Genomic DNA, 19637 nt, shown 5'->3' with positions numbered 1-19637 from the left:
GATTGCCAACGCAGGAAATCGGCTTTGCATATCTGGAATGCGTCGTTGGGGCGGTGGGCCGGGTTGGTTAACTTCGCAGCATGAAAAACTTTCCCTTATCCCTTTCCCGCCGCCAATGGCTGCAACGTGCCGCCGTACTGCCCACTATCGGCGCACTTCCGCTGTGGAGCGCAGCGCAATCGCAGGCCGCGCTGGTCCTGGGCGACCAGGCTGGCGGCCTACGCGCCCTGTTCGAGGCCTCCAAGGCGCTGGACGGCGCACCGTTTGCCTGGCGCTGGGCCAACTTCCAGGGCGCTGCGCCCTTGTTTGAAGCCCAGCGCAGCGGCGCGGTGGACACGGCTATGGCGGGGGACTTACCGGTGCTGGCGGCGGCGGTGGGCAAGACGGCGATGAAGATCGTGGCCACGCGCGTGGGCAAGGCCGATTCGCTGGGCATCGTGGTGCAGGGCGACTCGCCGCTGCGCAGTGTGGCCGACCTGCGCGGCAAGACCGTGGTGGTGTCGTCGGCGCGCGGCAGCATTTCGCAGTACCAGCTGTATGGCGCGCTGGAAGAAGCCGGGGTGCGGCGCGACGAAGTCACCGTGAAGTTTGTGCTGCCCACCGACGCGTCCACCGCGTTCTCGTCCAAGCAGATCGATGCCTGGGCGATATTTGACCCGTACTACACCATCGCGCTGCAAAACGGGGGCCGCATCCTGCGCGACGGGCGCGGCATCAACACCGCCCTGGGCTTCATCACCGCCAGCGAAGAGGCTCTGGCCGACCCCGGCAAGCGCAAAGCCATCGTGCAGTTTCTCGACCGGCTGGGCCGCGCGGGCGACTGGGCGCTGGCCCACCCCGAGGCCTATGCCCAGGCCTATACACAGCTCACCCGGTTGCCCATCGAGGCGGCGCGCACCATCACGGGCCGCGCTGCGGTGACCGGGCGGCCGGTGAGCGAGGCCGACATCAGCGCCCTGCAAACCGTGGCCGACCGCTCGGCCCGCGACGGGATTTTGCCGGTGCGGGTGGATGTGCGCGCCATCACCGACACCCAGCTCTGGCCGCGCCAAAGCTAAAACAAAAAGCTCCTGTTTTTGATGTCAAAAACAGGAGCTGCTCACGCTTATAGAATAAGCGCCAGGGGGTGATTCAGGCCCTGAAAAAGGCCTTGTTTTTTAACGTACCAGCAACACCGGCACATGGCAGTGCGCCAGCACCTGGGTGGCCACTGAGCCCATCACCAGGTTGGCCAGAGCGCCGTGGCCATGGGATCCCATCACCAGCAGGTCGCAATTTTCGGTTTCGGCGAACTTGGCGATGGTTTCGCCGGGGGGGCCCATCTTCCAGCTGGTCTTGGCATTGATGCCGTGGCGCAGCAGGAATTCGGTCACCGGGGCCAGCACCAGCTCGGCCTCTTCATTGGCATAGTTGTCTACCGCCGCCTGGCCCACCACCGAGCGCACCCGGGGCGGAATGCTGGGCTGCACCGTCAGCACGATGTAGTCGCTCACGCCTGCAAACAGTTCACTGTGGGTGGCCAAGTAGGCCAGCATTTTTTTGGTGTGGTCGCTGCCGTCCACGGCAAGAAGAATTTTCATGGTGTGCCTCCAAAGTTGTATGCAGCAGTGTAGGCCGTAGGTGCGCTCTGTGGTTGCGCTAGATCAAAGAACGGGGCCACCGCCTACACGGGTGCGGCGTGCAGGACTACCTGGCGGTTCACGCGCCTAACGCTTGCCCGCACGTGAGACCAAAAACACCCCCGGCAGAATCAGCGCGGCACCCAGCAGATGGTGCCAGCCCAGGCTTTCGCCCAACACCCACCAGGCCAGCAACGCGCCATACAGCGGGCCCAGGTACAGCGTGACGGCCACCTTGCTGGCCCCCAGAATCTTTTGCGCCCAGCCATAAATCCCGTAGGCCATGATGCCCGGCACCAGGGCCGCCGCCAGCCCCAGCGCCCAGGCCTCGGTGCCCAGCGGCGGGGTCTCGGGCTGGGCCATTTCCCAGGCGGTGCCCAGCAGCAAAACCGGCATGGCCCCCCAGCAGATGGCGGCCAGGCGGGCGGTGGCACCCAGGGTGCTGGGCCATATTTTTTGCAGCAGCGCATACAGCGCCCAGGACACCATGGCGGCCAGTATCCAGAGGTCGCCCACCACAAACTGCACCTGGCCCAGCGCCGTCCATTCGCCCTTCACGATCACATGCAGCACGCCCGCCAGCGCGATCGCCACGCCGAGAGCCTGCGACCCGCGCATGCGTTCGTGCAGCCACAGCACCGAGCCCAGGGCGATCAGCACCGGCGATGCGGAATAGATCAGCGCAATGTTCACCGCACCCGTGGTCTGCGCGCCCACATACACCCAGGCCCCGCAGACCACCATGCCGCAAAAGCCCAGCACCCCGTACTGGTACCACACCGCCGCAATGTTGCGCCATTCGCGCCGCAGCTCGGCACGCGCATGCAGGCTCAGCAGCAGCCCCGCCAGGCCCCAGCGGATGCAGGCCAGCGTGTAAGGCTCGATCACCCCCGGTGCCCGCCGCGCCACAAAATAGTTGACCGCCCACAGCAGCGGAATCAGCCAGATGGCTGACTGGGCCAGGCGGGTGGGGGCATCAGGGCGCAAGGGTGGCGTTCCAGGGGATGGACAAAAAAATGCTCCTGTTTTTAATATCAAAAACAGGAGCTTCTTGCGCCCATGGAATGGGCGCTAGTGCCTTATTTTAGGCCTGAAAATATGGCTTCAAAATCACATTCCCGCGTAATTCGGCCCGCCGCCGCCTTCGGGCGTGACCCAGACGATGTTCTGCGCCGCGACCATCCGTTAGGACTTGCCGGCGGACGCTGCGATGCGCGTCAACGCAGGGCGGTACGCGGGCAAGATGCCTGCCGCGTCCTTGCTGCCTTCACCCGCAGACCGGATGATCTCGATCCCTTGCTGGGTGTGCACCCGCTCCAACGCCATCAAGGCGAGGTCGGCTTGGCCCGGCACGAGCTGGCCGAGCAGATACTGAACGCCGTCCATGCTGCCGATATTGGCGATGCCGTACATCGCAGACATGACCAGCGCTGAACGCTTCTCGGTGGTGTCGGCGGCGGCAATGCGGGTCAAGCCGTCGACAGCGGCTGGATTCGCCATGCTTTCCAGGGTCTGGAGGATGCGCCCGCGGTTGTCGGGCGGCAGCACGCTGTACTCACCGGCCAAGGCCAGAATCTGCTCGGAGTTGGCAGAACGCGCGAGTGCCGCCATGGCGGAACGTTCGACCGCCGGGTTGTCGGCGTTCACGAGCGCTTGCACGTAGCCCGCGGCGTTCTCCGGGGTCATGCCTGCCTCGATTCGGCGGCCCAATGCAATCGCGGCGTCTCCAGGGACCATGCCCCGCAATTGATCGAACTGCTGCACCACGGCGCGGGCTTGTGCGTTCAACGGGGTGTCCACGCGAGGCATGGGTTTCGCGGACGCATCGTGGTCGTGCTGGTGGTCGTTCCCGTGCGCGTGCGGCACGCCATGGTCGTGCTGCTCCGACGGCGCTGCGGCATCTGGAGCCACCACCGTCCTGGCGGCCGATGGGGTCGCAGGTGCCTGGCCGTTGGCCATGTAGAAGTAGGTGCCTGCGACGCCAACAGCCCCTGCGGCCAATGCGATCTTCCAGTTCATGTCGATGCCTCTTTGCCAGGACTTGCCATCACGGGATTGTCACGTCGATACGTGTCACGTTGTTGGTTTCGTCGAGTTCGTCGATGACGTTCAATGGATCCATGGTGATTTCGAGGATGTAAGGCCCCGCCGGTACGGCCGTGACATCAATCCATTGGCCGGACAGGTTCGCACTGTAGATGTCAGCCCAACCGGCCTGGATACCCTGGTTGCTGCAGGTGTAGCGCGGCGACGGGTTGGCGGCGGTGTCGATCCGGGTGATGTCCATCAAGCAAAAGCCCACCTTTTTGCCAGTGCGCACCAGCGAGCCTGAGGGGGTGAGCAGGCGGTACTGGGCAAAGCTGCGGAAGTGGTAGTGGCCATGGCACGCACCCCACTCAAACGACGGACTGGAGGCCGGGTTGCCCAGCACCAGGTCGGCCGTACCGATGTTGCGGGACTGTGTCGTGAAGCGCATCAGCTTCTTGGTGCCGGCGGTGATCGTACCTTCCTCGATTTCACAGGAATTGCTGGCGAACGTCTCCGTGGTGAAGTAGGGGTTCAGCGCGGTGGGGTATATCGTGAGGTCGGGCTTGCCGGTGGAGGCGGTACCGCTGTAGGTGGCCTTGATCGTCAACCCCGAGTAGGCGGAATACCCGTGCACCATGATGAAGTAGTCCCCGCTGCGTGCCGGGTTGATGCTGACGGTCTCGTTGCTGCCACTTGCATAAGGACGCTGGTCATACACGGTGGTCGTGGCCAGTTGGCCGTACTTCACGTAGATGTCCGCGTCACCCGTAGTGCCGGTGATGCTGAAGGTCACGCTGGCGGCGCCTGTCGGCACCGCGAACCGGAAGTTCGCCACGCTGTTACTGGCACCCGACAAGCCGGTGATGGGGGCGTTGTTCGCCAGGGGCTGGATCGCATCGCGGATCGTATAGGTTGCGCTGGCCATGGCACTGGCGGCGTAGCCGGTCGCGAAAGCGGCTGCCTTCACCGTGGTGGTGGACGTGATCAGGATGGGCGCGACGTACACCTCCGAGCCTGTGGTGGGAGTCGCTCCGTTGAGCGTGAAGCGGATGACGGCGTTCGGTGTCGTCGATGCCAGCGCCGCGCTCACCTGCCCGGAATAGGTTCCCGCAGCGGGCGAAAATGTCGGCATGGCCGCAATGGCACTGCCACCCGCGTTGTGGCTCGCCTTCAAGCTGACGCCGGTATACGCGGTGTAGCCATGCACCATTACGTACCAGGTTCCGGCGGCGGGGTTGTTGACGGTGACGGTCTCGTTCGAACTGGAACTGTAAGGACGGTAGTCCCAGAGCGACTCGCTGGGCACGGCGCTGTACCTGACGTACAGATCGGCATCGCCCGATGTGCCGGCCATCGCAAAGACCGCTTGGCTCGCACCGGCTGGCACGGTGAACGCATAGTAGATTTTGCTGCCCGCAGCGACCGAACCCGGTCCGACGGCCACGCCATTGCCCAAAGGAAGCGGAGTGCTGGCGGTCTGCGCAAGCGCGGCACCGGAGAACAGACCCGTGACCGCAAAAATCCACGCAAGTACGACGGCGAAAACCGACGTTGACTGATGTTTCGACACCATGACCGGAAGCCCCTTTTTGAAAACCACGCCTAACCCTTCGGATGAAGAGGGCGTTGTGTATTCTACCGGAGCTTCTATTTATTTTGTATGCAAAATATGTTAAATAATTAACGGTACACGGTGGTTGCGGCGAACTTACATCCCTGCGTAGTTTGGCCCGCCGCCGCCTTCGGGCGTAACCCACACAATGTTTTGCGTGGGGTCCTTGATGTCGCAGGTTTTGCAGTGCACGCAGTTTTGCGCGTTGATCTGCAGGCGGTCCTGGCCGGTGTCGGTTTTCACGAACTCGTAGACACCGGCAGGGCAGTAGCGGGCCTCGGGGCCGGCGTACTTGTGCAGGTTGATGCTGACCGGCACGCTGGCATCCTTGAGCGTCAAATGTGCGGGCTGGTTTTCAGCGTGGTTGGTGTTGCTGATGAACACACTGCTGAGGCGGTCGAAGGTCAGCTTGCCGTCGGGCTTGGGATACACGATGGGTTTGCACTGCGACGCGGGCTTAAGGTAGGCGTGGTCGGGCTTGTCGCGGCGCAGCGTCCAGGGGATGTGGCCGCGCAGGGCGAATTGCTCCACACCGTTCATGATGGTGGCGGTGAGCAGGCCCTTCTTGAACCAGGCCTTGAAGTTGCGCGCCTTGTGCAGTTCGGTGTGCAGCCAGCTTGTCTCGAAGGCCTCGGGGTAGGCGCTGAGCTCGTCGTGCTGGCGGCCACTGGTAACGGCAGCGTAGGCGGCCTCGGCGGCGAGCATGCCGGTCTTGATGGCGGCGTGGCTGCCCTTGATGCGGCTCACGTTCAAAAAGCCCGCGTCGCAGCCCACCAGCGCGCCGCCGGGGAACACGGTTTTGGGCAGGCTGGACAGGCCACCGGCGGTGATGGCGCGGGCACCGTAGCCCAGGCGCTTGGCGGGCTTCACACCGTGCTCGGCATCGCCTTCCAGATACCAGCGTACGTTGGGGTGGGTTTTCCAGCGCTGGAATTCTTCAAACGGGCTGAGGTAGGGGTTGGCATAGTCCAGCCCGGTCACAAAGCCCAGCGTGACCTTGTTGCCTTCCATGTGGTACAGAAAAGCGCCGCCGTAGGTGCTGTTGTCCAGCGGCCAGCCGCCGGTGTGCATCACAAAGCCGGGCTGGTGGCGTTTCGGGTCGATTTCCCACACTTCCTTGATGCCTAGGCCGTAGGTCTGCGGGTCTTTGCCGTCGTCGAGTTTGAACTTGGCGATGAGCTGCTTGCCCAGGTGGCCCCGCGCACCTTCGGCAAACACGGTGTACTTGCCATGCAGCTCCATGCCGATCTGGAAATCGGCCGTCGGCTCGCCCTCTTTGCCGATGCCCATATTGCCGGTGGCCACGCCCTTGACCGATCCGTCGGCGTTGTATAGCACCTCGGCAGCGGCGAAGCCGGGGAAGATTTCCACGCCCAGGGCTTCGGCCTGCTCGGCCAGCCACTTGGTGAGCGCGCCCAGGCTGATGATGTAGTTGCCGTGGTTCTGGAAGCAGGCAGGCAGCAGGAAGTTGGGCGTGCGCAGGGCGGATTTTTCACCCAGAAAAATCATCGCGTCGTCGGTTACCGGCTGGTTCAGCGGGGCACCCATGGCCTTCCAGTCGGGGAACAGCTCGGCCAGGGCGATGGGGTCCATGATCGCGCCGCTGAGGATGTGGGCACCGGGCTCGGAGCCTTTTTCCAGCACTACCACCGACACGTCCGTGTTTTTTTCCGCCGCCAGCTGTTTCAGGCGGATAGCGGTGGCCAATCCCCCGGGGCCGCCACCGACCACGACCACGTCGTATTCCATTGCTTCACGGGGGCCAAACTGGGCCAGGATCTCTTCGTTTGTCATGTGGTTCTTTTCGGGTGGGGCGGTGGCCTGCGTACAGTTACCACGGGGTTACAAGCAGTACAAAATCGCCGCGATTTTATGCGGACTGTCCTGATACCGTTGTCACGCGCTGTCACAATGGTCGGGAACTACAGTGTGGAGACTCTCAGCATGGCATACAGCATGGATCTTTCGGGCCGGGTAGCCCTGGTCACCGGCGCATCGGGCGGCCTGGGGGCCCAGTTTGCCCGCACGCTGGCGCAGGCCGGAGCGGCCGTGGTGCTGGCCAGCCGCCGCGTCGACAAGCTCAAGGAGCTGCGCGCGCAGATCATCGGCGAGGGCGGCGACGCCACCGTGGTGGAGCTGGACGTGAGCGATAACGACTCGATCCAGTCCGCCGTGGCGCACACCGAAACCGAGGTCGGCTCCATCGATATCCTGGTCAACAACTCGGGGGTCAGCACCACCCAACGCCTGCAGGACGTGGGCGAGGACGACTTCGACTTCATGTTTAACACCAATGTGCGTGGCGCGTTTTTTGTGGCCCAGGCGGTGGGCAAGCGCATGCTGGCGCGGGCGCAGGGCTCGGCCCCCGGCAGCTACACCGGTGGGCGCATCATCAACATCGCCAGCATGGCCGGGCTCAAGGTGCTGCCGCAGATCGGCGTGTACTGCATGAGCAAGGCGGCGGTGATCCAGATGACCAAGGCCATGGCCGTGGAGTGGGGCAAGTACGGCATCAACGTCAACGCCATCTGCCCCGGCTACATCGACACCGAGATCAACCACCACCACTGGGGCACCGAGCAGGGCCAGAAGCTGGTGCAGATGCTGCCGCGCAAACGCATCGGCAAGCCGGAAGATCTGGACGCGCTGCTGGTGCTGCTGGCCAGCGGGCAGAGCCACTTTTTGAACGGCGCAGTGATTGCCGCCGACGATGGATTCGGGGCGGCCTAACTTTCATGGACTCGGGTGCAGAGCACGCCGAGCCATGAAAGTTGTGTCACGTTAAGCGTTGCTGAGCGGGATTCTGGCGGGCCTGGCAGCCGGGGCGCTGTGGGGCCTGGTGTTTGTGGCACCGCGCCTGCTCACCGGCATGGCGGCGGTAGACATGGCCATCGGGCGGTTCGTGGTGTATGGCGCGTTCTCGGCCGTGCTGGTGCTGGTGGGTTGGCGCTCGCGCCTGCGGCCCACCCGGCAGCAGGCTCGGGCAGCCCTAGGTTTAAGCGTGCTGGGCTTTACCGGCTACTACGGTTTGCTGGCGCAGGCTATTGTGGATGTGGGTACCGAGTTGCCCACGCTGATCATCGGCACCATTCCTATCTGGGTCATGTTGCTTGGCAAGCCTGCGCACCTGCGCTGGGCCGCGCTGCTGCCGGGCCTGGGGCTCACGGTGGCCGGGCTGGTGCTGATGTTCTGGGCCGTGCCGGTGGACGATGCGGCGGTGTATCCCCACGCGGTGCGTGGCCTGGCGTTTGCGTTGGCGGCCCTGGTGAGCTGGACGGTGTACGCGGTGTGGAACGCCGCCTGGCTGCAACGCCACCCCGAGGTCAGTGCCCGCGACTGGACCAACTGGCTGGGCATTGCCACTGGCCTGACGGCTCTGGCGGCGTGGCTGCTACAAGGTTTGGGGTCAAAAGAGCTGCTCGTGCCCATGGTATCGGCACAAGAAGCTATTGTATTTATAGCAATTGGCGTGGGCGCGGGCTGGTTGGCCTCTGCCTGCTGGAACTTCGCCTCGCAGCGCCTGAGCGCCAGCCTGTGCGGCCAGATGATCGTCAGCGAAACCCTGTTTGGCCTGTTCTATTCGTTCGTGTGGGACGGGCAGTGGCCGGGCGGTTTGCAGTGGCTGGCGGTAGCGCTGTTCACCCTGGGCATCGTGGCCTCTATCCGCGCCCACCGCTGAGGTAGCGCCGCACATCCAGCGCCGCCGCCGCTTTTTTCTCTACCGGCCAGGGCTCGCCGTGCAGTTGCGCCGCCAGCAGCTCGGCGCACAGGTGGGCAAACGACAGACCGCGCGAACCCATGGCTGTGCTGGCCCACAGGCCAGGGGCTATGGGGCCCACCATGGGCAAACGGTCTGGGGCCGCGCAACGGATACCGGCCCAGGCTTGGACGGTGCCGTCGTCAAATTGGCTTTGCAGGGCGGTGGCGGCTTCGGGCAGCAGCACTTGCAGGCGTTCAAAGTTGGCCTGGTGATCGGTTGCGGTGATGGTGGCCATGGCGTTGTCGCGGTCATAGCTCGCACCCATCACCCAGATACGGCCTTGCGGCGTGGGCAGGTCGGGGAGGAAGCTGCCGTGGCCGTTGACGGGGTAGGGCGGCAAGGTTTCAGCGCCACGTTGCCCTATGGACACCTGGCCGCGGATGGGCTGCAGAGGTAACTCCGTTCCAGTCATCGTCCGGCTGGCCATGCCAGCGGCCACCACGACCAGGGGCGCTTGTGCCAACACCTGGCCCTGCGCGTCCAGCACTTGCCAGCCTTCTGGCGTGGGTTGCAATTTATCTACCTGCGCCCCGCCTTGCCAGGTGATGCGTGGGTGGTCCAGCCAGGCTTGCACCAGGCGGCCGGGCTTTATCCAGCCCGCGTGGGCATGCCACAACGGTGCACCTTCGGCTTGCCATTCCTGCACGCCCGAGGGCTGCCAGTCCTGGTCGATTTCCAACAGCGCCTGCGCCTGCTGCAATGTGGACCGCACGCCGCAGCGCGACAGGCGCGAGGCCAGGTTGTCGTCTTTGGACACCAGCGGGGCCAGCAGCCCACCGGGCAGGCCGGAAGCACCTGCAGCCGGTGTGTCGGCGGCATCCAGCACTGTGACCTGCCAGCCGCGCCGCGCTAGGCTGGCGGCCACGGCGGCTCCGGCCAGGCCTGCGCCAATGACGATGCAGTAACTGGGCGACATGGAAATGGTGGCTTCCGCCTTGCGGGGCTCCCATGCGGGGTTGAACTGCCCTTGCAGATTGTCGCGCTTGGGCGGCACGCCCGGGGTTTTCTGCACCTCGAAGCCGCACTGGGCCAGGCCGTCGCGCACGGCGCGGGCGATGGTCCAGGTGGCCACACGCGTGCCGCGTCGGCAACGCCGGGCCACGGCTTTCAGGGTGTGCAGGCTCCAGATGTCGGGGTTGCGTTGCGGGCTGAAGCCGTCCAGGTAGACGCTGTCGGCCTCGAACGCCATCTCGCGCAGCATGGCCTGGGCATCGCCTATGCACAGCGTCAACACCACCTGGCCGCCCTCGAACACCAGGCGGTGAAAGCCGGGTGTCAGGCCCCACCATTGGGCGTGGAGCTGGGCCGCCAAGGGCTGGAGTTCGGGATCGGTAGGGAGGCTGCGCAGCAGATCGTCGGCGCTGGCGGGCCAGGCTTCGATGGACACGAAATGCAAAAGCTGGGGCCGCTGCGGGTCGGCCCGCCAGGCGGCCCAGGTGACCAAAAAGTTCAGGCCCAGGCCAAAACCGGTTTCCAGAGTGCGCCACTGCGGCTGGTCGGCCCAGGCAGCGGGCAGGCCGCAGCCCTGAAAAAACACCTCGCGGGCCTGCGCCAGCCCGCCGCCTTCGCTGTGGTAGCGGTCGTTAAAGCGTGGGCTGAACGGCGTGCCGTCGGGCAGCCATTCGATGGCCTCGTTCAAGATCAGGCGGTGGGGGGAACGTAGCCCTGGGCGGCATCGGCTCCGCTGCCAAAGAAGTGGTTTTCCATCTGGCGGGCCAGGTACTGGCGGGCGCGCAGGTCGGCCAGGTTCAGGCGGTTTTCATTCACCAGCATGGTCTGGTGCTTGAGCCAGGCGGCCCAGGCTTCCTTGCTGACGTTTTCCCACAGGCGCTTGCCCAGGTCGCCAGGGTAGGGTGGGAAGTCGAGGCCTTCGGCTTCTTTGTCGAGTTTGATGCAGTGGACCATGCGTGCCATGTGGGAGCCTTGTAGTGGTTATAGGACTTACGCAGCGCCCCTGTACCGCCCTTCGGGCTTACAGGGGGGACTTGCGTAATTCCTGGGTTGAAAAGTCAGGGCGCGACTTTAGCAATGTTTCTTACACGCCCGGGCCGTGGGTGCTTTACACAACTTCATGGAACCAAAGGTCGGCCAACCAGGGCGTGGCCCGTTATGGATAGACAGTTTCTTTTCAGGAGTTCACGTATGCAAGTTGCCAAATTGGCGGGTCCCACGGTGCTGATGGCCTGCGCCCTCTCTGGTTGCGTGGTTGCGCCCTACGGCCCCCGCGCCTATGGCCCCAGCGTGTACGTGGAGCCATCGGTCATGGTGGCCCCAGCCCCCGTGCTGGTGGTGCCGCGCCCTTACGACCGGCCCGACTGGCGCTACGGTCGCGGCGGCCCGCACTGGCGTGACCGCGATGGTCGCGACCACCGCCGCTGATTTCGCCATAGCGCCAATAACCCCATCCACACGGCCCGCCCAGCGCGGGCCAGCCATTCGCCTGCACCTCGCCAGGCATGATCCATGGCTTCGCGCCGCAGGGCCTGGGCTCTTTGCAGAGCTTGTTTGTGGATTTCGGCCCGCTTCTCCAGTGGTGTCGTCATAGCGTGTGCTGTTCAGAGTGGTGCCTCACTTTATTGGCATAAGCAAACGCCTGAAACCGCAAAATATGGCTATTGGTTTTGCATAAATTGCAAAGCCAACCACAATAGCGGCCATGCAACTCCAACTCGACGACCTGGCACTGTTCATCCGCATCGCCGAGCTGGGCACGCTTTCGGCCGCAGCGCGCGAGCGCGGCGTACCGGTCAGCCAGATCACCCGCGCGCTGATCCGGCTGGAGGCGGCCTGCCGCGTACGGCTGTTGCACCGCAGCACCCATGGCCTGAGCCTGACGGACGAGGGCGACACCTTTTTGGCCTACGCGCGGCGCATGCAGGACACCACAGCCGAGCTCGACAGCGCCCTCAGCGGCAAGATCAGCGGCCCCAGCGGCTGGGTGCGGGTGGGGGTAAGCGCCTTGATGGCAGCATCGGTCATTGCGCCCAGCCTGGCCGATCTGTACCAGCGGCATCCGCAGCTGCACCTGGACATCGCCGCCGACGACCGGGTGGTGGACCTGGCGCGCGACGGCATCGATGTGGCCATCCGCACCGGCAGCCCCGGCAGCGACAGCCTGGTGGCACGCCAGATTGGCAGCCACAGCCGCACCTTGTACGCGGCACCGGCTTATCTGGTGCAGTTCGGCATGCCCCAGCACCCCGATGACCTGCAGCACCACCGCCTCATCACCAGCAGCGTCAGCCTGGGTGTCCACCAGTGGGCATTGAAAGGCAAAAGCCATACCCGTTCCGACAACTCGGCGGTAATGACGGCCCTGGTGCAACACGGCGTGGGCATTGCGCGGCTGACCGACCTGATGGCTGCGCCCCTGGTGCGCAGCGGTGCGCTGGTGCCGGTGCTGCAAGAGCACTTTTCCGGGCCGCTCACCCCTATTTACGCGGTGATGCTGCAAGAGCGCCACCGCCTGCCCAAGATCCGCGCTTGCATCGACTTCTGGGCGGAATGGCTGGCTGCACAGGCGCTGCCGGGGTCCTATATTCAAAATCCAGCTAATCAAACAAAAAAACAGTCGTTTGATAACTAAGCTGGACACCAGACAATCGCAGTCAACCTCATTTTTACTGCCTGGTGACTGCATGCCTCAATCTGTTTCTCGCTCGAAATCCTCCGTTCGCACCCTGTTTGCAGGTCTGTTACTGGCCGCTGGTGGTATGGCCTCCGCCCAGCAAACCACGCTGCTCAACGGCTCCTACGACGTGGCGCGCGAGTTCTACAAAGACTACAACGCCGCCTTTGTGGCCCACACCAAGAAGACCAGCGGACGGGACGTGAAGATCGACCAGTCGCATGCGGGCTCCAGCGCCATTGCGCGCTCGGTGGCCGAGGGACTGGATGCCGACGTGGTGACCATGAACACCTCCACCGACATCGACTTCCTGGCCGAGAAGGGCGTGGTCGCCAAAGACTGGAACAAGAAGTTCCCCGGCAACGCTTCGCCCACCACCTCCACCATGCTGTTTCTGGTGCGCAACGGCAACCCCAAGGGCATCAAGGACTGGGACGACCTGGTCAAGCCGGGCGTGCAGGTGATTGTGGTGAATCCCAAAACCGGTGGCAATGGCCGCTATGCCTACCTGGCCGCCTGGGGCTACGCCCGCAAGAAGGGCGGCACCGACGCGCAGGCCGCCGACTTCGTAGGCAAGCTGTACAAGAACGTGCCGGTGCTGGCCCAGGGCGGTCGTGCGGCCACCACCACCTTTTTGCAGCGCAATATCGGCGACGTGCTGGTGACTTTTGAATCCGAAGTGGTGTCGATCGACCGCGAATTTGGCGCGGGCAAGGTCGATGCCATCCACCCCAGCATCAGCGTGGTGGCCGAGAACCCGGTGGCGGTGGTGGAGCGCACCGTGGCCAAGAAGGGCACGCAGGCCTTGGCCAAGGAGTATCTGGACTACCTGTATTCGGACGAAGCCCAGGAAATCGCCGCCAAGCACGCCTTGCGCCCGCGCAATGAAGCCATCCTGAAGAAGTATTCGAACGTGTTTAAACCTGTGCAACTGTTCACGGTGAATGAACTGTTTGGCAGCCTGGGCGAAGCGCAAAAAGTGCACTTCAACGATGGTGGCCTGTTCGACAAGATCTACACCCCGGGTGCCAAATGACGGCAGCGGTTTTCAACCCCCTGGCCCGCACTAAAACCGGCAAGGCCAAGCGGGTGCTGCCCGGCTTCGGCCTGACGCTGGGCTACACCCTGTTTTACCTGTGCGTGATCGTGCTGGTGCCGCTCTCGGCCCTGGTGTTCAACACCTTCAACCTGACCTGGGACCAGTTCGTGGCCGCCGTGACCGGCCCGCGCGTGATGGCCTCGTACCGCCTGACCTTTGGTGCCTCGCTGTTTGCCGCGCTGGTGAACCTGGTGTTTGGCCTGCTGGTGGCCTGGGTGCTGGTGCGCTACAGCTTTCCCGGCAAAAAGATCGTGGATGCGCTGGTCGACCTGCCGTTTGCGCTGCCCACCGCCGTGGCCGGTATCTCGCTGACCGCGCTGCTGGCCGGTAACGGCTGGATTGGCCAGTACCTGGAGCCCATGGGCATCAAGCTGGCGTTCACCCCGGCGGGCATCGTCATCGCGCTGATCTTCATTGGCCTGCCCTTTGTGGTGCGCACGGTGCAGCCGGTGCTGGAAGACGCCGAGAAAGAGCTGGAAGAAGCCGCCACCTCGCTGGGTGCCACCCGCCTGCAGATCTTTACCCGCGTGATCCTGCCGCACATTGCGCCCGCACTGCTGACCGGCTTTGCCATGGCCTTTGCCCGGGCGATTGGCGAATACGGATCGGTGATCTTCATCGCGGGCAACATGCCCCTGGTGTCGGAGATCACACCGCTGATCATCGTGGGCAAGCTGGAGCAGTACGACTATGCCGGTGCCACTGCGGTGGCCCTGGTGATGCTGGTGATTTCATTCGTTTTGTTGCTGCTGATCAACGCCTTGCAGGCCTGGCAGCGCCGCCACGCAGGAGCCCCGGCATGAGTGCGCCATCGACCCATTCCAATAAACCCGTGCGCCGCGCCAAAGCGGGCACCACCGAAGCCGCCTGGGTGCGCACCACGCTGCTGACCATCGCCCTGGTGTTCTTATTCCTGTTCCTGGTGTTGCCGCTGGCCGCTGTGTTCACCGAAGCCTTTCGCAAGGGCGCGGGCGCGTACTTTGAAGCACTGCGTGAACCCGATGCCTGGGATGCCATCAAGCTGACCCTGCTGGCCACCGCCATCGCCGTGCCGCTGAACCTGGTGTTTGGTGTGGCGGCAGCCTGGGCGATTGCCAAGTACGAGTTCTGGGGCAAGTCGTTTCTGACGACGCTGGTGGACCTGCCGTTTTCGGTGTCGCCGGTGGTGGCCGGGCTGGTCTATGTGCTGATGTTTGGCGCAAACGGCTGGTTTGGCCCTTGGCTGCAGGCGCATGACCTGAAGATCATTTTTGCTGTGCCGGGCATTGTGCTGGCCACGATCTTCGTAACCTTTCCGTTCATCGCCCGCGAGCTGATCCCGCTGATGCAAGCCCAGGGCAACGACGAAGAGCAGGCGGCGATTGTGCTAGGTGCCACCGGCTGGCAGACCTTTTGGTATGTCACCCTGCCCAACATCAAATGGGGCCTGCTGTACGGCGTGATCCTGACCAACGCCCGCGCCATGGGCGAGTTTGGCGCGGTGTCGGTGGTGTCGGGCCACATCCGTGGGCAAACCAACACCTTGCCGCTGCACGTCGAGATTTTGTACAACGAATACCAGTCGGTGGCCGCGTTTGCCGTGGCCTCGCTGCTGGCCATCCTGGCACTCGTCACCCTGGTGATCAAGTCGGTGGCCGAGTGGCGCATCGAGCGCGAGCTCAAGGCCATTGCCGAAGCGCCGCCCGAGCAGCCCCGCGAGGATGTGCCCACGCCCCCACCGCCACCCTTTAACGGCCAGTTGTCTGTGGCCCATTGAAAGACCCGCATGAGCATCGAAATCCGCAATATCCACAAGCAGTTCGGCAGCTTCACCGCCTTGGGTGATGTCAGCCTGGACATTGAATCGGGCGAACTGGTCGCCTTGCTCGGCCCCTCGGGCTGCGGCAAGACCACGCTGCTGCGCATCATCGCCGGGCTGGAAACGCCCGACGCGGGCAGCATCCACTTCTCGGGCGAAGACACCACCGACGTGCATGTGCGCGAGCGCCAGGTGGGCTTTGTGTTTCAGCATTACGCGCTGTTCCGCCACATGACGGTGTTTGAAAACGTGGCCTTCGGCCTGCGCGTCAAACCCCGCAACCAGCGCCCCAGCGAAGCCGTCATCAAGGCCAAGGTGCACGAGCTGCTGGGCCTGGTGCAGCTCGACTGGCTGGCCAACCGCTACCCCTCGCAGCTCTCCGGTGGCCAGCGCCAGCGCATCGCCCTGGCCCGCGCCCTGGCGGTAGAGCCCAAGGTGCTGCTGCTGGATGAGCCCTTTGGTGCGCTGGATGCCAAGGTGCGCAAGGAGCTGCGCCGCTGGTTGCGCCGTCTGCACGACGAGCTGCATGTGACCAGCATCTTCGTCACCCACGACCAGGAAGAAGCCCTGGAAGTGGCCGACCGCGTGGTGGTGATGAACAAGGGCAAGGTCGAGCAGATCGGCTCGCCGCAGCAGGTCTGGGACCACCCGGCCAGCCCGTTTGTTTACGGTTTCCTGGGCGACGTGAACCTGTTCCATGGCCGCGCCCACGAGGGCGAGGTGCAGCTCGAAGGCATCAAGATCCAGGCCCCCGAGCACGGTGAAGCCCAGGATGCCAAGGCCTTTGCCTATGTGCGTCCGCACGACATCGAAGTGCAGCGCCACACCAAGGGCGAGGGCCTGGACGCTGCCGGCAAGCCCCTCGGCATGGTGGTCACCCTGAGCCGCGCGCTGGTGATTGGCCCCATCGCCCGTTTGGAACTAACGCCCGTGGATGCGAACCAAGCGGGTGACAATACCCAGGACAAGCTGATCGAAGCGCAACTGACTGCGCAAGAGTTCCGCGACTTGGGTGTGCAAGAGGGCGACACGCTGGTGGTAACACCGCGCCGCGCCAAAGTGTTTATTGAAGAGGCCGCTGGCGTGTGACGTGATTGCGTCCATGGCTGGCATTTTTGAAAGCTATGGATGTTGTTGAAGTTGATAGATACGGCCCCGCGCCGCGTGTGGTTGCTGGTGTGCCTGGGCTGCATCGGCCTGCTGGCTTTTGGTTTGTACCTGCAGCACGTGGTGGGGTTGGAGCCTTGCCCGATGTGTATCGTGCAGCGTTATGCTCTCGTTTTGGTAGCTGCTCTCGCCGGTGCCATAAGCGCTAGTGGCCGAAAAGGCTTGCAAAATGGCGGCGTGGTCCTGCTGCTGCTGGTGGCAGGGTTCGGGGCCTTTGTGGCCGCCCGCCAAAGCTTTTTGCAGTGGTACCCGCCCGAAGTCGCCACCTGTGGCCGCGACCTGTACGGCATGATCGAAACCTTCCCCTTGAAGCGCGCCATCCCCATGATCTTCAAGGGCGGAGGCGACTGCACCGTGGTGGACTGGACGTTTCTGGGCGGTTCCATCGCCAACTGGTCGTTTGTCTGCTTCACCCTCATCTGCCTGCTGGCCCTGGTGTTTCTGGCCCGGACCTCTCACCGCCGTTAAAGCCGTTTATAATTGAGTGGATACTCAATTAATAACAGAATTCCATGGCCCGACCCCGCAGCGTAGACAAGCATGCCGCCATCCTGGATGCCGCCATCCAGGTGGTGGCCGAGCGCGGGCTGGCGGCCACTCCCACGTCGGCCATTTCCAAGGCGGCGGGGGTGGCCGAGGGCACGCTGTTCACCTACTTCAAAACCAAGGACGCGCTGGTCAACGCGCTGTACCTGCAAATCAAGCGCGAGATGGCCGATGCCATGGTGGCCGACTTTCCGCACCATGCCGCTATCCGCCAGCAGCTGCAGTACGTGTGGGACTGCTTTGTGCGTTGGGGCGTGGCCCATCCGGATAAAAAGCTGGTGATGGACCAGTTGAAAACGGCGGCGGCCATCACGGCGGAAACCCGGCAGGTGGCAAGTGCGCCGTTTGCAGGCATTGAGCAACTGTTCCGCGCCAGTGTGGCCAGCGGGGTGTTGCGCGACTACCCGGTGGCCTTCATCTGGGCCTGCATGGCCAGCCTGGCCGAAGCCACCATGGATGCCATGGCCCGCGAGCCCGAGGCCGCAGATGCGTACCGGCAGAGGGGGTTCGAGATTCTGTGGAACGGCATTTCCCTGGCGAAGTAGCGTTTTTTTTGTATATTTTAATTGCGTGATTACTCACGCATAAAGGAATGCGGATGGACTGGACTGTGCAAAATATTCCGCCCCAACACGGTCAGCGGGCGGTGGTGACCGGCGTGGGCGGCCTGGGGTTCGAGACTGCGCTGGCCCTGGCCGCTGCCGGGGCCGAGGTCATCCTGGCCGGGCGCAATGCGCACAAGGGCGCGGAGGCGGTGCGGCACCTGCTGCGCATGCTGCCCCAGGCGCGGGTGCGGTTTGAACTGCTGGACTTGGCCAGCCTGGTGTCCGTCTACAGCTTTGCCGACCGGCTGATCGCCGAGGCGCAGCCTGTTCACTTGCTGGTCAACAACGCGGGGGTCATGACCCCGCCACAGCGCCAGACCACGGCCGACGGCTTTGAGCTGCAGTTCGGCACCAACTACCTGGGCCACTTCGCGCTGACGGCCCGCCTGCTGCCACTGCTGTGTGAAGGCCGGGCGCGGGTGGTCAACCTGAGCAGCATCGCGCACCGCCGCGCGGCCATCCATTTCGACGACCTGCAGTGGGAGCGCCGCTACCGGCCCTGGGCGGCGTATGGCCAGTCCAAGCTGGCGATGCTGGTGTTCAGCCGGGAGCTACAGCGCCGCAGTCAGCAAGAGGGCTGGGGCCTGACCAGCTTTGCTGCGCACCCCGGCTTTGCGCGCACCGAGTTGATTCCCAACAGGCCCAAGCTCGGGCCGGTGCTGGCCCAGCTCAACCGCTGGGTTCAGCCCTTTGTAAGCCAGTCGGCAGCCCAGGGTGCTTTGCCCACGCTGCGGGCCGCCACCGACCCGGAGGCCGAGCCGGGGGCCTACTATGGACCGGGCGGCTTCTATGAACTCAAAGGCCCGCCGCGCCGGGCCACCGTGGCCGCGGCAGCACAGGATCTGGACGCGGCGGCCCGCCTGTGGGCGGTGTCGGATGAATTAACCGGGGCCCACTGGCTGCCGAATCAAGGAGTGAAGCGATGAAAGTTCTGATTTTTGGCACCTCGGGCATGGTAGGGCAGGGTGTGTTGCGCGAATGCCTGGCCGACCCTGCCGTCACCCAGGTGCAAACCGTGGGCCGCGCCCCGCTGGGCCAGCCGCACCCCAAGCTGCGCGAGCTGGTGGTATCTGACATGGAGGACTACAGCGCCGTTACCGCCGAGCTGACGGGCTTTGGTGCCTGCTTCTTCTGCCTGGGTGCCACCTCGTCCGGCCTGAGCGAAGCGCAGTACAGCCACATCAGCTACGACCTGACCCTGGCCGCCGCCGAAGTGCTGGCGCGCTGCAATCCGCAGATGGTGTTTGTCTACGTGTCCGGCGCAGGGACCGACAGCACCGAGCAGGGCAAAACCATGTGGGCGCGCGTCAAGGGCCGCACCGAAAACGCCCTGCTGCGCCTGCCATTCAAGGCGGTCTACCTGTTCCGCCCCGGCATCATCCAGCCGCTGGACGGCATCCAGTCTAAAACTGGCGCTTACCGCATGCTGTACAACTTTTTGAAACCGGTGTTGCCCCTGGTGCGGACGCTGCTACCTAACCAGATACTGACTACCCGCCAGATCGGCCAGGCCATGCTGGGCTGCGCCCAAACCGGCGCGCCCCGGGCCGTGCTGGAGACTGCGGATATTCGGGCGCAGGCTTCCGCATATAAACAGGGCTCTGCGCTGATTGAATAAGCACGAGCAGCTATTGAATAAATAGCGAAAATAGGGGTCTGACCCTCATGGCACTAGGATAAGAAGAATTGCCCTGCAAGCAAGGGGTGGGCAGAGCCGCTGACAGTGATAGTCTGGAGTTGCAAAACGAACCAGAAATCAAAAGGACTCAGCCCAG

21 protein-coding genes are annotated in these 19637 nt (G+C 64.0%); 13 read left to right on the top strand and 8 right to left on the bottom strand.

The window, feature by feature from the left end; translation table 11 throughout:
• The first annotated feature begins 80 nt into the window (after window positions 1–80).
• On the top strand, window positions 81–1058 hold the full coding sequence (locus tag AC097O_RS22225) for an ABC transporter substrate-binding protein (protein ID WP_479595145.1): 978 nt from the start codon (window positions 81–83) through the stop codon (window positions 1056–1058).
• Window positions 1059–1157: 99 nt separating this feature from the next.
• On the opposite strand, the gene AC097O_RS22220 is transcribed toward AC097O_RS22225, so the two are convergent.
• The 6 genes from AC097O_RS22220 to AC097O_RS22195 form a co-directional block, all read right to left on the bottom strand.
• On the bottom strand, window positions 1158–1580 hold the full coding sequence (locus AC097O_RS22220; protein ID WP_315184291.1) for a universal stress protein: 423 nt from the start codon (window positions 1578–1580) through the stop codon (window positions 1158–1160).
• 126 nt (window positions 1581–1706) lie between these two features.
• Window positions 1707–2606, bottom strand: a complete 900-nt coding sequence (locus AC097O_RS22215; protein ID WP_479595144.1) for a DMT family transporter — start codon at window positions 2604–2606, stop codon at window positions 1707–1709.
• 123 nt (window positions 2607–2729) lie between these two features.
• Window positions 2730–2801 (bottom strand): 4Fe-4S dicluster domain-containing protein, encoded by a 72-nt coding sequence (locus AC097O_RS22210; RefSeq protein WP_479595202.1) that lies wholly within the window; start codon window positions 2799–2801, stop codon window positions 2730–2732.
• Between the two features lie 3 nt (window positions 2802–2804).
• The gene (locus AC097O_RS22205; RefSeq protein ID WP_479595143.1) at window positions 2805–3638 is read right to left on the bottom strand and encodes a hypothetical protein; all 834 of its coding nucleotides are present in this window, start codon (window positions 3636–3638) and stop codon (window positions 2805–2807) included.
• 28 nt (window positions 3639–3666) lie between these two features.
• A complete protein-coding gene (locus AC097O_RS22200; protein WP_479595142.1) occupies window positions 3667–5247 on the bottom strand; it encodes a lysyl oxidase family protein in 1581 nt (526 codons plus the stop codon).
• Between the two features lie 108 nt (window positions 5248–5355).
• On the bottom strand, window positions 5356–7053 hold the full coding sequence (locus AC097O_RS22195) for an electron transfer flavoprotein-ubiquinone oxidoreductase (protein WP_479595141.1): 1698 nt from the start codon (window positions 7051–7053) through the stop codon (window positions 5356–5358).
• A gap of 150 nt (window positions 7054–7203) precedes the next feature.
• Here AC097O_RS22195 and AC097O_RS22190 point away from each other — a divergent pair, with 150 nt between their 5' ends.
• Both AC097O_RS22190 and AC097O_RS22185 read left to right on the top strand, forming a co-directional pair.
• On the top strand, window positions 7204–7989 hold the full coding sequence (locus AC097O_RS22190; protein WP_479595140.1) for an SDR family oxidoreductase: 786 nt from the start codon (window positions 7204–7206) through the stop codon (window positions 7987–7989).
• Between the two features lie 58 nt (window positions 7990–8047).
• Entirely contained in the window at window positions 8048–8938 is an 891-nt protein-coding gene (locus AC097O_RS22185) for a DMT family transporter (RefSeq protein ID WP_479595139.1), read from the top strand.
• On the opposite strand, the gene mnmC2 is transcribed toward AC097O_RS22185, so the two are convergent.
• Together mnmC2 and AC097O_RS22175 are read right to left on the bottom strand one after the other, a co-directional pair.
• Complete coding sequence (gene mnmC2, locus AC097O_RS22180; protein ID WP_479595138.1) at window positions 8919–10658, bottom strand: tRNA (5-methylaminomethyl-2-thiouridine)(34)-methyltransferase MnmC2; 1740 nt, start codon at window positions 10656–10658, stop codon at window positions 8919–8921. The two genes, AC097O_RS22185 and mnmC2, sit on opposite strands and share 20 nt — an antisense overlap.
• Window positions 10659–10660: 2 nt before the next feature.
• Window positions 10661–10933 (bottom strand): oxidative damage protection protein, encoded by a 273-nt coding sequence (locus AC097O_RS22175; protein ID WP_315184309.1) that lies wholly within the window; start codon window positions 10931–10933, stop codon window positions 10661–10663.
• A 228-nt stretch (window positions 10934–11161) separates the two neighbouring features.
• On the opposite strand from AC097O_RS22175, the gene AC097O_RS22170 reads away from it, so the two are divergent.
• The 10 genes from AC097O_RS22170 (at window position 11162) to AC097O_RS22125 (ending at window position 19480) form a co-directional block, all read left to right on the top strand.
• Entirely contained in the window at window positions 11162–11398 is a 237-nt protein-coding gene (locus AC097O_RS22170; protein WP_479595137.1) for a hypothetical protein, read from the top strand.
• Between the two features lie 277 nt (window positions 11399–11675).
• Window positions 11676–12605: a LysR family transcriptional regulator gene (locus tag AC097O_RS22165; RefSeq protein WP_479595136.1), complete on the top strand. Its 930-nt coding sequence runs from the start codon at window positions 11676–11678 to the stop codon at window positions 12603–12605.
• A gap of 52 nt (window positions 12606–12657) precedes the next feature.
• On the top strand, window positions 12658–13683 hold the full coding sequence (locus tag AC097O_RS22160) for a sulfate ABC transporter substrate-binding protein (protein ID WP_479595135.1): 1026 nt from the start codon (window positions 12658–12660) through the stop codon (window positions 13681–13683).
• Window positions 13680–14549, top strand: coding sequence for a sulfate ABC transporter permease subunit CysT (gene cysT / locus AC097O_RS22155; RefSeq protein ID WP_479595134.1), 870 nt, complete (start codon window positions 13680–13682; stop codon window positions 14547–14549). Before AC097O_RS22160 ends, cysT begins: the two co-directional genes overlap by 4 nt.
• Window positions 14546–15502, top strand: coding sequence for a sulfate ABC transporter permease subunit CysW (cysW, locus tag AC097O_RS22150; protein ID WP_479595133.1), 957 nt, complete (start codon window positions 14546–14548; stop codon window positions 15500–15502). Before cysT ends, cysW begins: the two co-directional genes overlap by 4 nt.
• Before the next feature lie 9 nt (window positions 15503–15511).
• Complete coding sequence (locus AC097O_RS22145) at window positions 15512–16633, top strand: sulfate/molybdate ABC transporter ATP-binding protein (RefSeq protein WP_479595132.1); 1122 nt, start codon at window positions 15512–15514, stop codon at window positions 16631–16633.
• Window positions 16634–16672: 39 nt separating this feature from the next.
• Window positions 16673–17179: a disulfide bond formation protein B gene (locus tag AC097O_RS22140; protein WP_479595131.1), complete on the top strand. Its 507-nt coding sequence runs from the start codon at window positions 16673–16675 to the stop codon at window positions 17177–17179.
• A gap of 44 nt (window positions 17180–17223) precedes the next feature.
• The gene (locus tag AC097O_RS22135) at window positions 17224–17802 is read left to right on the top strand and encodes a TetR/AcrR family transcriptional regulator (RefSeq protein ID WP_479595130.1); all 579 of its coding nucleotides are present in this window, start codon (window positions 17224–17226) and stop codon (window positions 17800–17802) included.
• A 53-nt stretch (window positions 17803–17855) separates the two neighbouring features.
• The gene (locus tag AC097O_RS22130; RefSeq protein ID WP_479595129.1) at window positions 17856–18788 is read left to right on the top strand and encodes an SDR family oxidoreductase; all 933 of its coding nucleotides are present in this window, start codon (window positions 17856–17858) and stop codon (window positions 18786–18788) included.
• On the top strand, window positions 18785–19480 hold the full coding sequence (locus AC097O_RS22125) for a Rossmann-fold NAD(P)-binding domain-containing protein (RefSeq protein WP_479595128.1): 696 nt from the start codon (window positions 18785–18787) through the stop codon (window positions 19478–19480). The genes AC097O_RS22130 and AC097O_RS22125 overlap by 4 nt, the downstream gene beginning before the upstream one ends.
• The last annotated feature ends 157 nt before the right edge of the window (window positions 19481–19637 follow it).

Source organism: Rhodoferax sp. LS1P39 (assembly GCF_056521425.1).
This window is presented reverse-complemented; position numbering and strand designations above follow the sequence as displayed.

What these genes read in the sequence shown, in the direction of transcription:
- cysT (WP_479595134.1), top strand. Translation starts at nt 13,680, where the DNA reads ATGACGGCAGCGGTTTTCAACCCCCTGGCCCGCACTAAAACCGGCAAG.
- AC097O_RS22165 (WP_479595136.1), top strand. Translation starts at nt 11,676, where the DNA reads ATGCAACTCCAACTCGACGACCTGGCACTGTTCATCCGCATCGCCGAG.
- AC097O_RS22205 (WP_479595143.1), bottom strand. Translation starts at nt 3,638, where the DNA reads ATGAACTGGAAGATCGCATTGGCCGCAGGGGCTGTTGGCGTCGCAGGC.
- AC097O_RS22225 (WP_479595145.1), top strand. Translation starts at nt 81, where the DNA reads ATGAAAAACTTTCCCTTATCCCTTTCCCGCCGCCAATGGCTGCAACGT.
- AC097O_RS22130 (WP_479595129.1), top strand. Translation starts at nt 17,856, where the DNA reads ATGGACTGGACTGTGCAAAATATTCCGCCCCAACACGGTCAGCGGGCG.
- AC097O_RS22140 (WP_479595131.1), top strand. Translation starts at nt 16,673, where the DNA reads ATGTTGTTGAAGTTGATAGATACGGCCCCGCGCCGCGTGTGGTTGCTG.
- AC097O_RS22190 (WP_479595140.1), top strand. Translation starts at nt 7,204, where the DNA reads ATGGCATACAGCATGGATCTTTCGGGCCGGGTAGCCCTGGTCACCGGC.
- AC097O_RS22220 (WP_315184291.1), bottom strand. Translation starts at nt 1,580, where the DNA reads ATGAAAATTCTTCTTGCCGTGGACGGCAGCGACCACACCAAAAAAATG.
- AC097O_RS22145 (WP_479595132.1), top strand. Translation starts at nt 15,512, where the DNA reads ATGAGCATCGAAATCCGCAATATCCACAAGCAGTTCGGCAGCTTCACC.
- AC097O_RS22160 (WP_479595135.1), top strand. Translation starts at nt 12,658, where the DNA reads ATGCCTCAATCTGTTTCTCGCTCGAAATCCTCCGTTCGCACCCTGTTT.
- AC097O_RS22135 (WP_479595130.1), top strand. Translation starts at nt 17,224, where the DNA reads ATGGCCCGACCCCGCAGCGTAGACAAGCATGCCGCCATCCTGGATGCC.
- AC097O_RS22125 (WP_479595128.1), top strand. Translation starts at nt 18,785, where the DNA reads ATGAAAGTTCTGATTTTTGGCACCTCGGGCATGGTAGGGCAGGGTGTG.
- AC097O_RS22195 (WP_479595141.1), bottom strand. Translation starts at nt 7,053, where the DNA reads ATGACAAACGAAGAGATCCTGGCCCAGTTTGGCCCCCGTGAAGCAATG.
- AC097O_RS22170 (WP_479595137.1), top strand. Translation starts at nt 11,162, where the DNA reads ATGCAAGTTGCCAAATTGGCGGGTCCCACGGTGCTGATGGCCTGCGCC.
- AC097O_RS22175 (WP_315184309.1), bottom strand. Translation starts at nt 10,933, where the DNA reads ATGGCACGCATGGTCCACTGCATCAAACTCGACAAAGAAGCCGAAGGC.
- cysW (WP_479595133.1), top strand. Translation starts at nt 14,546, where the DNA reads ATGAGTGCGCCATCGACCCATTCCAATAAACCCGTGCGCCGCGCCAAA.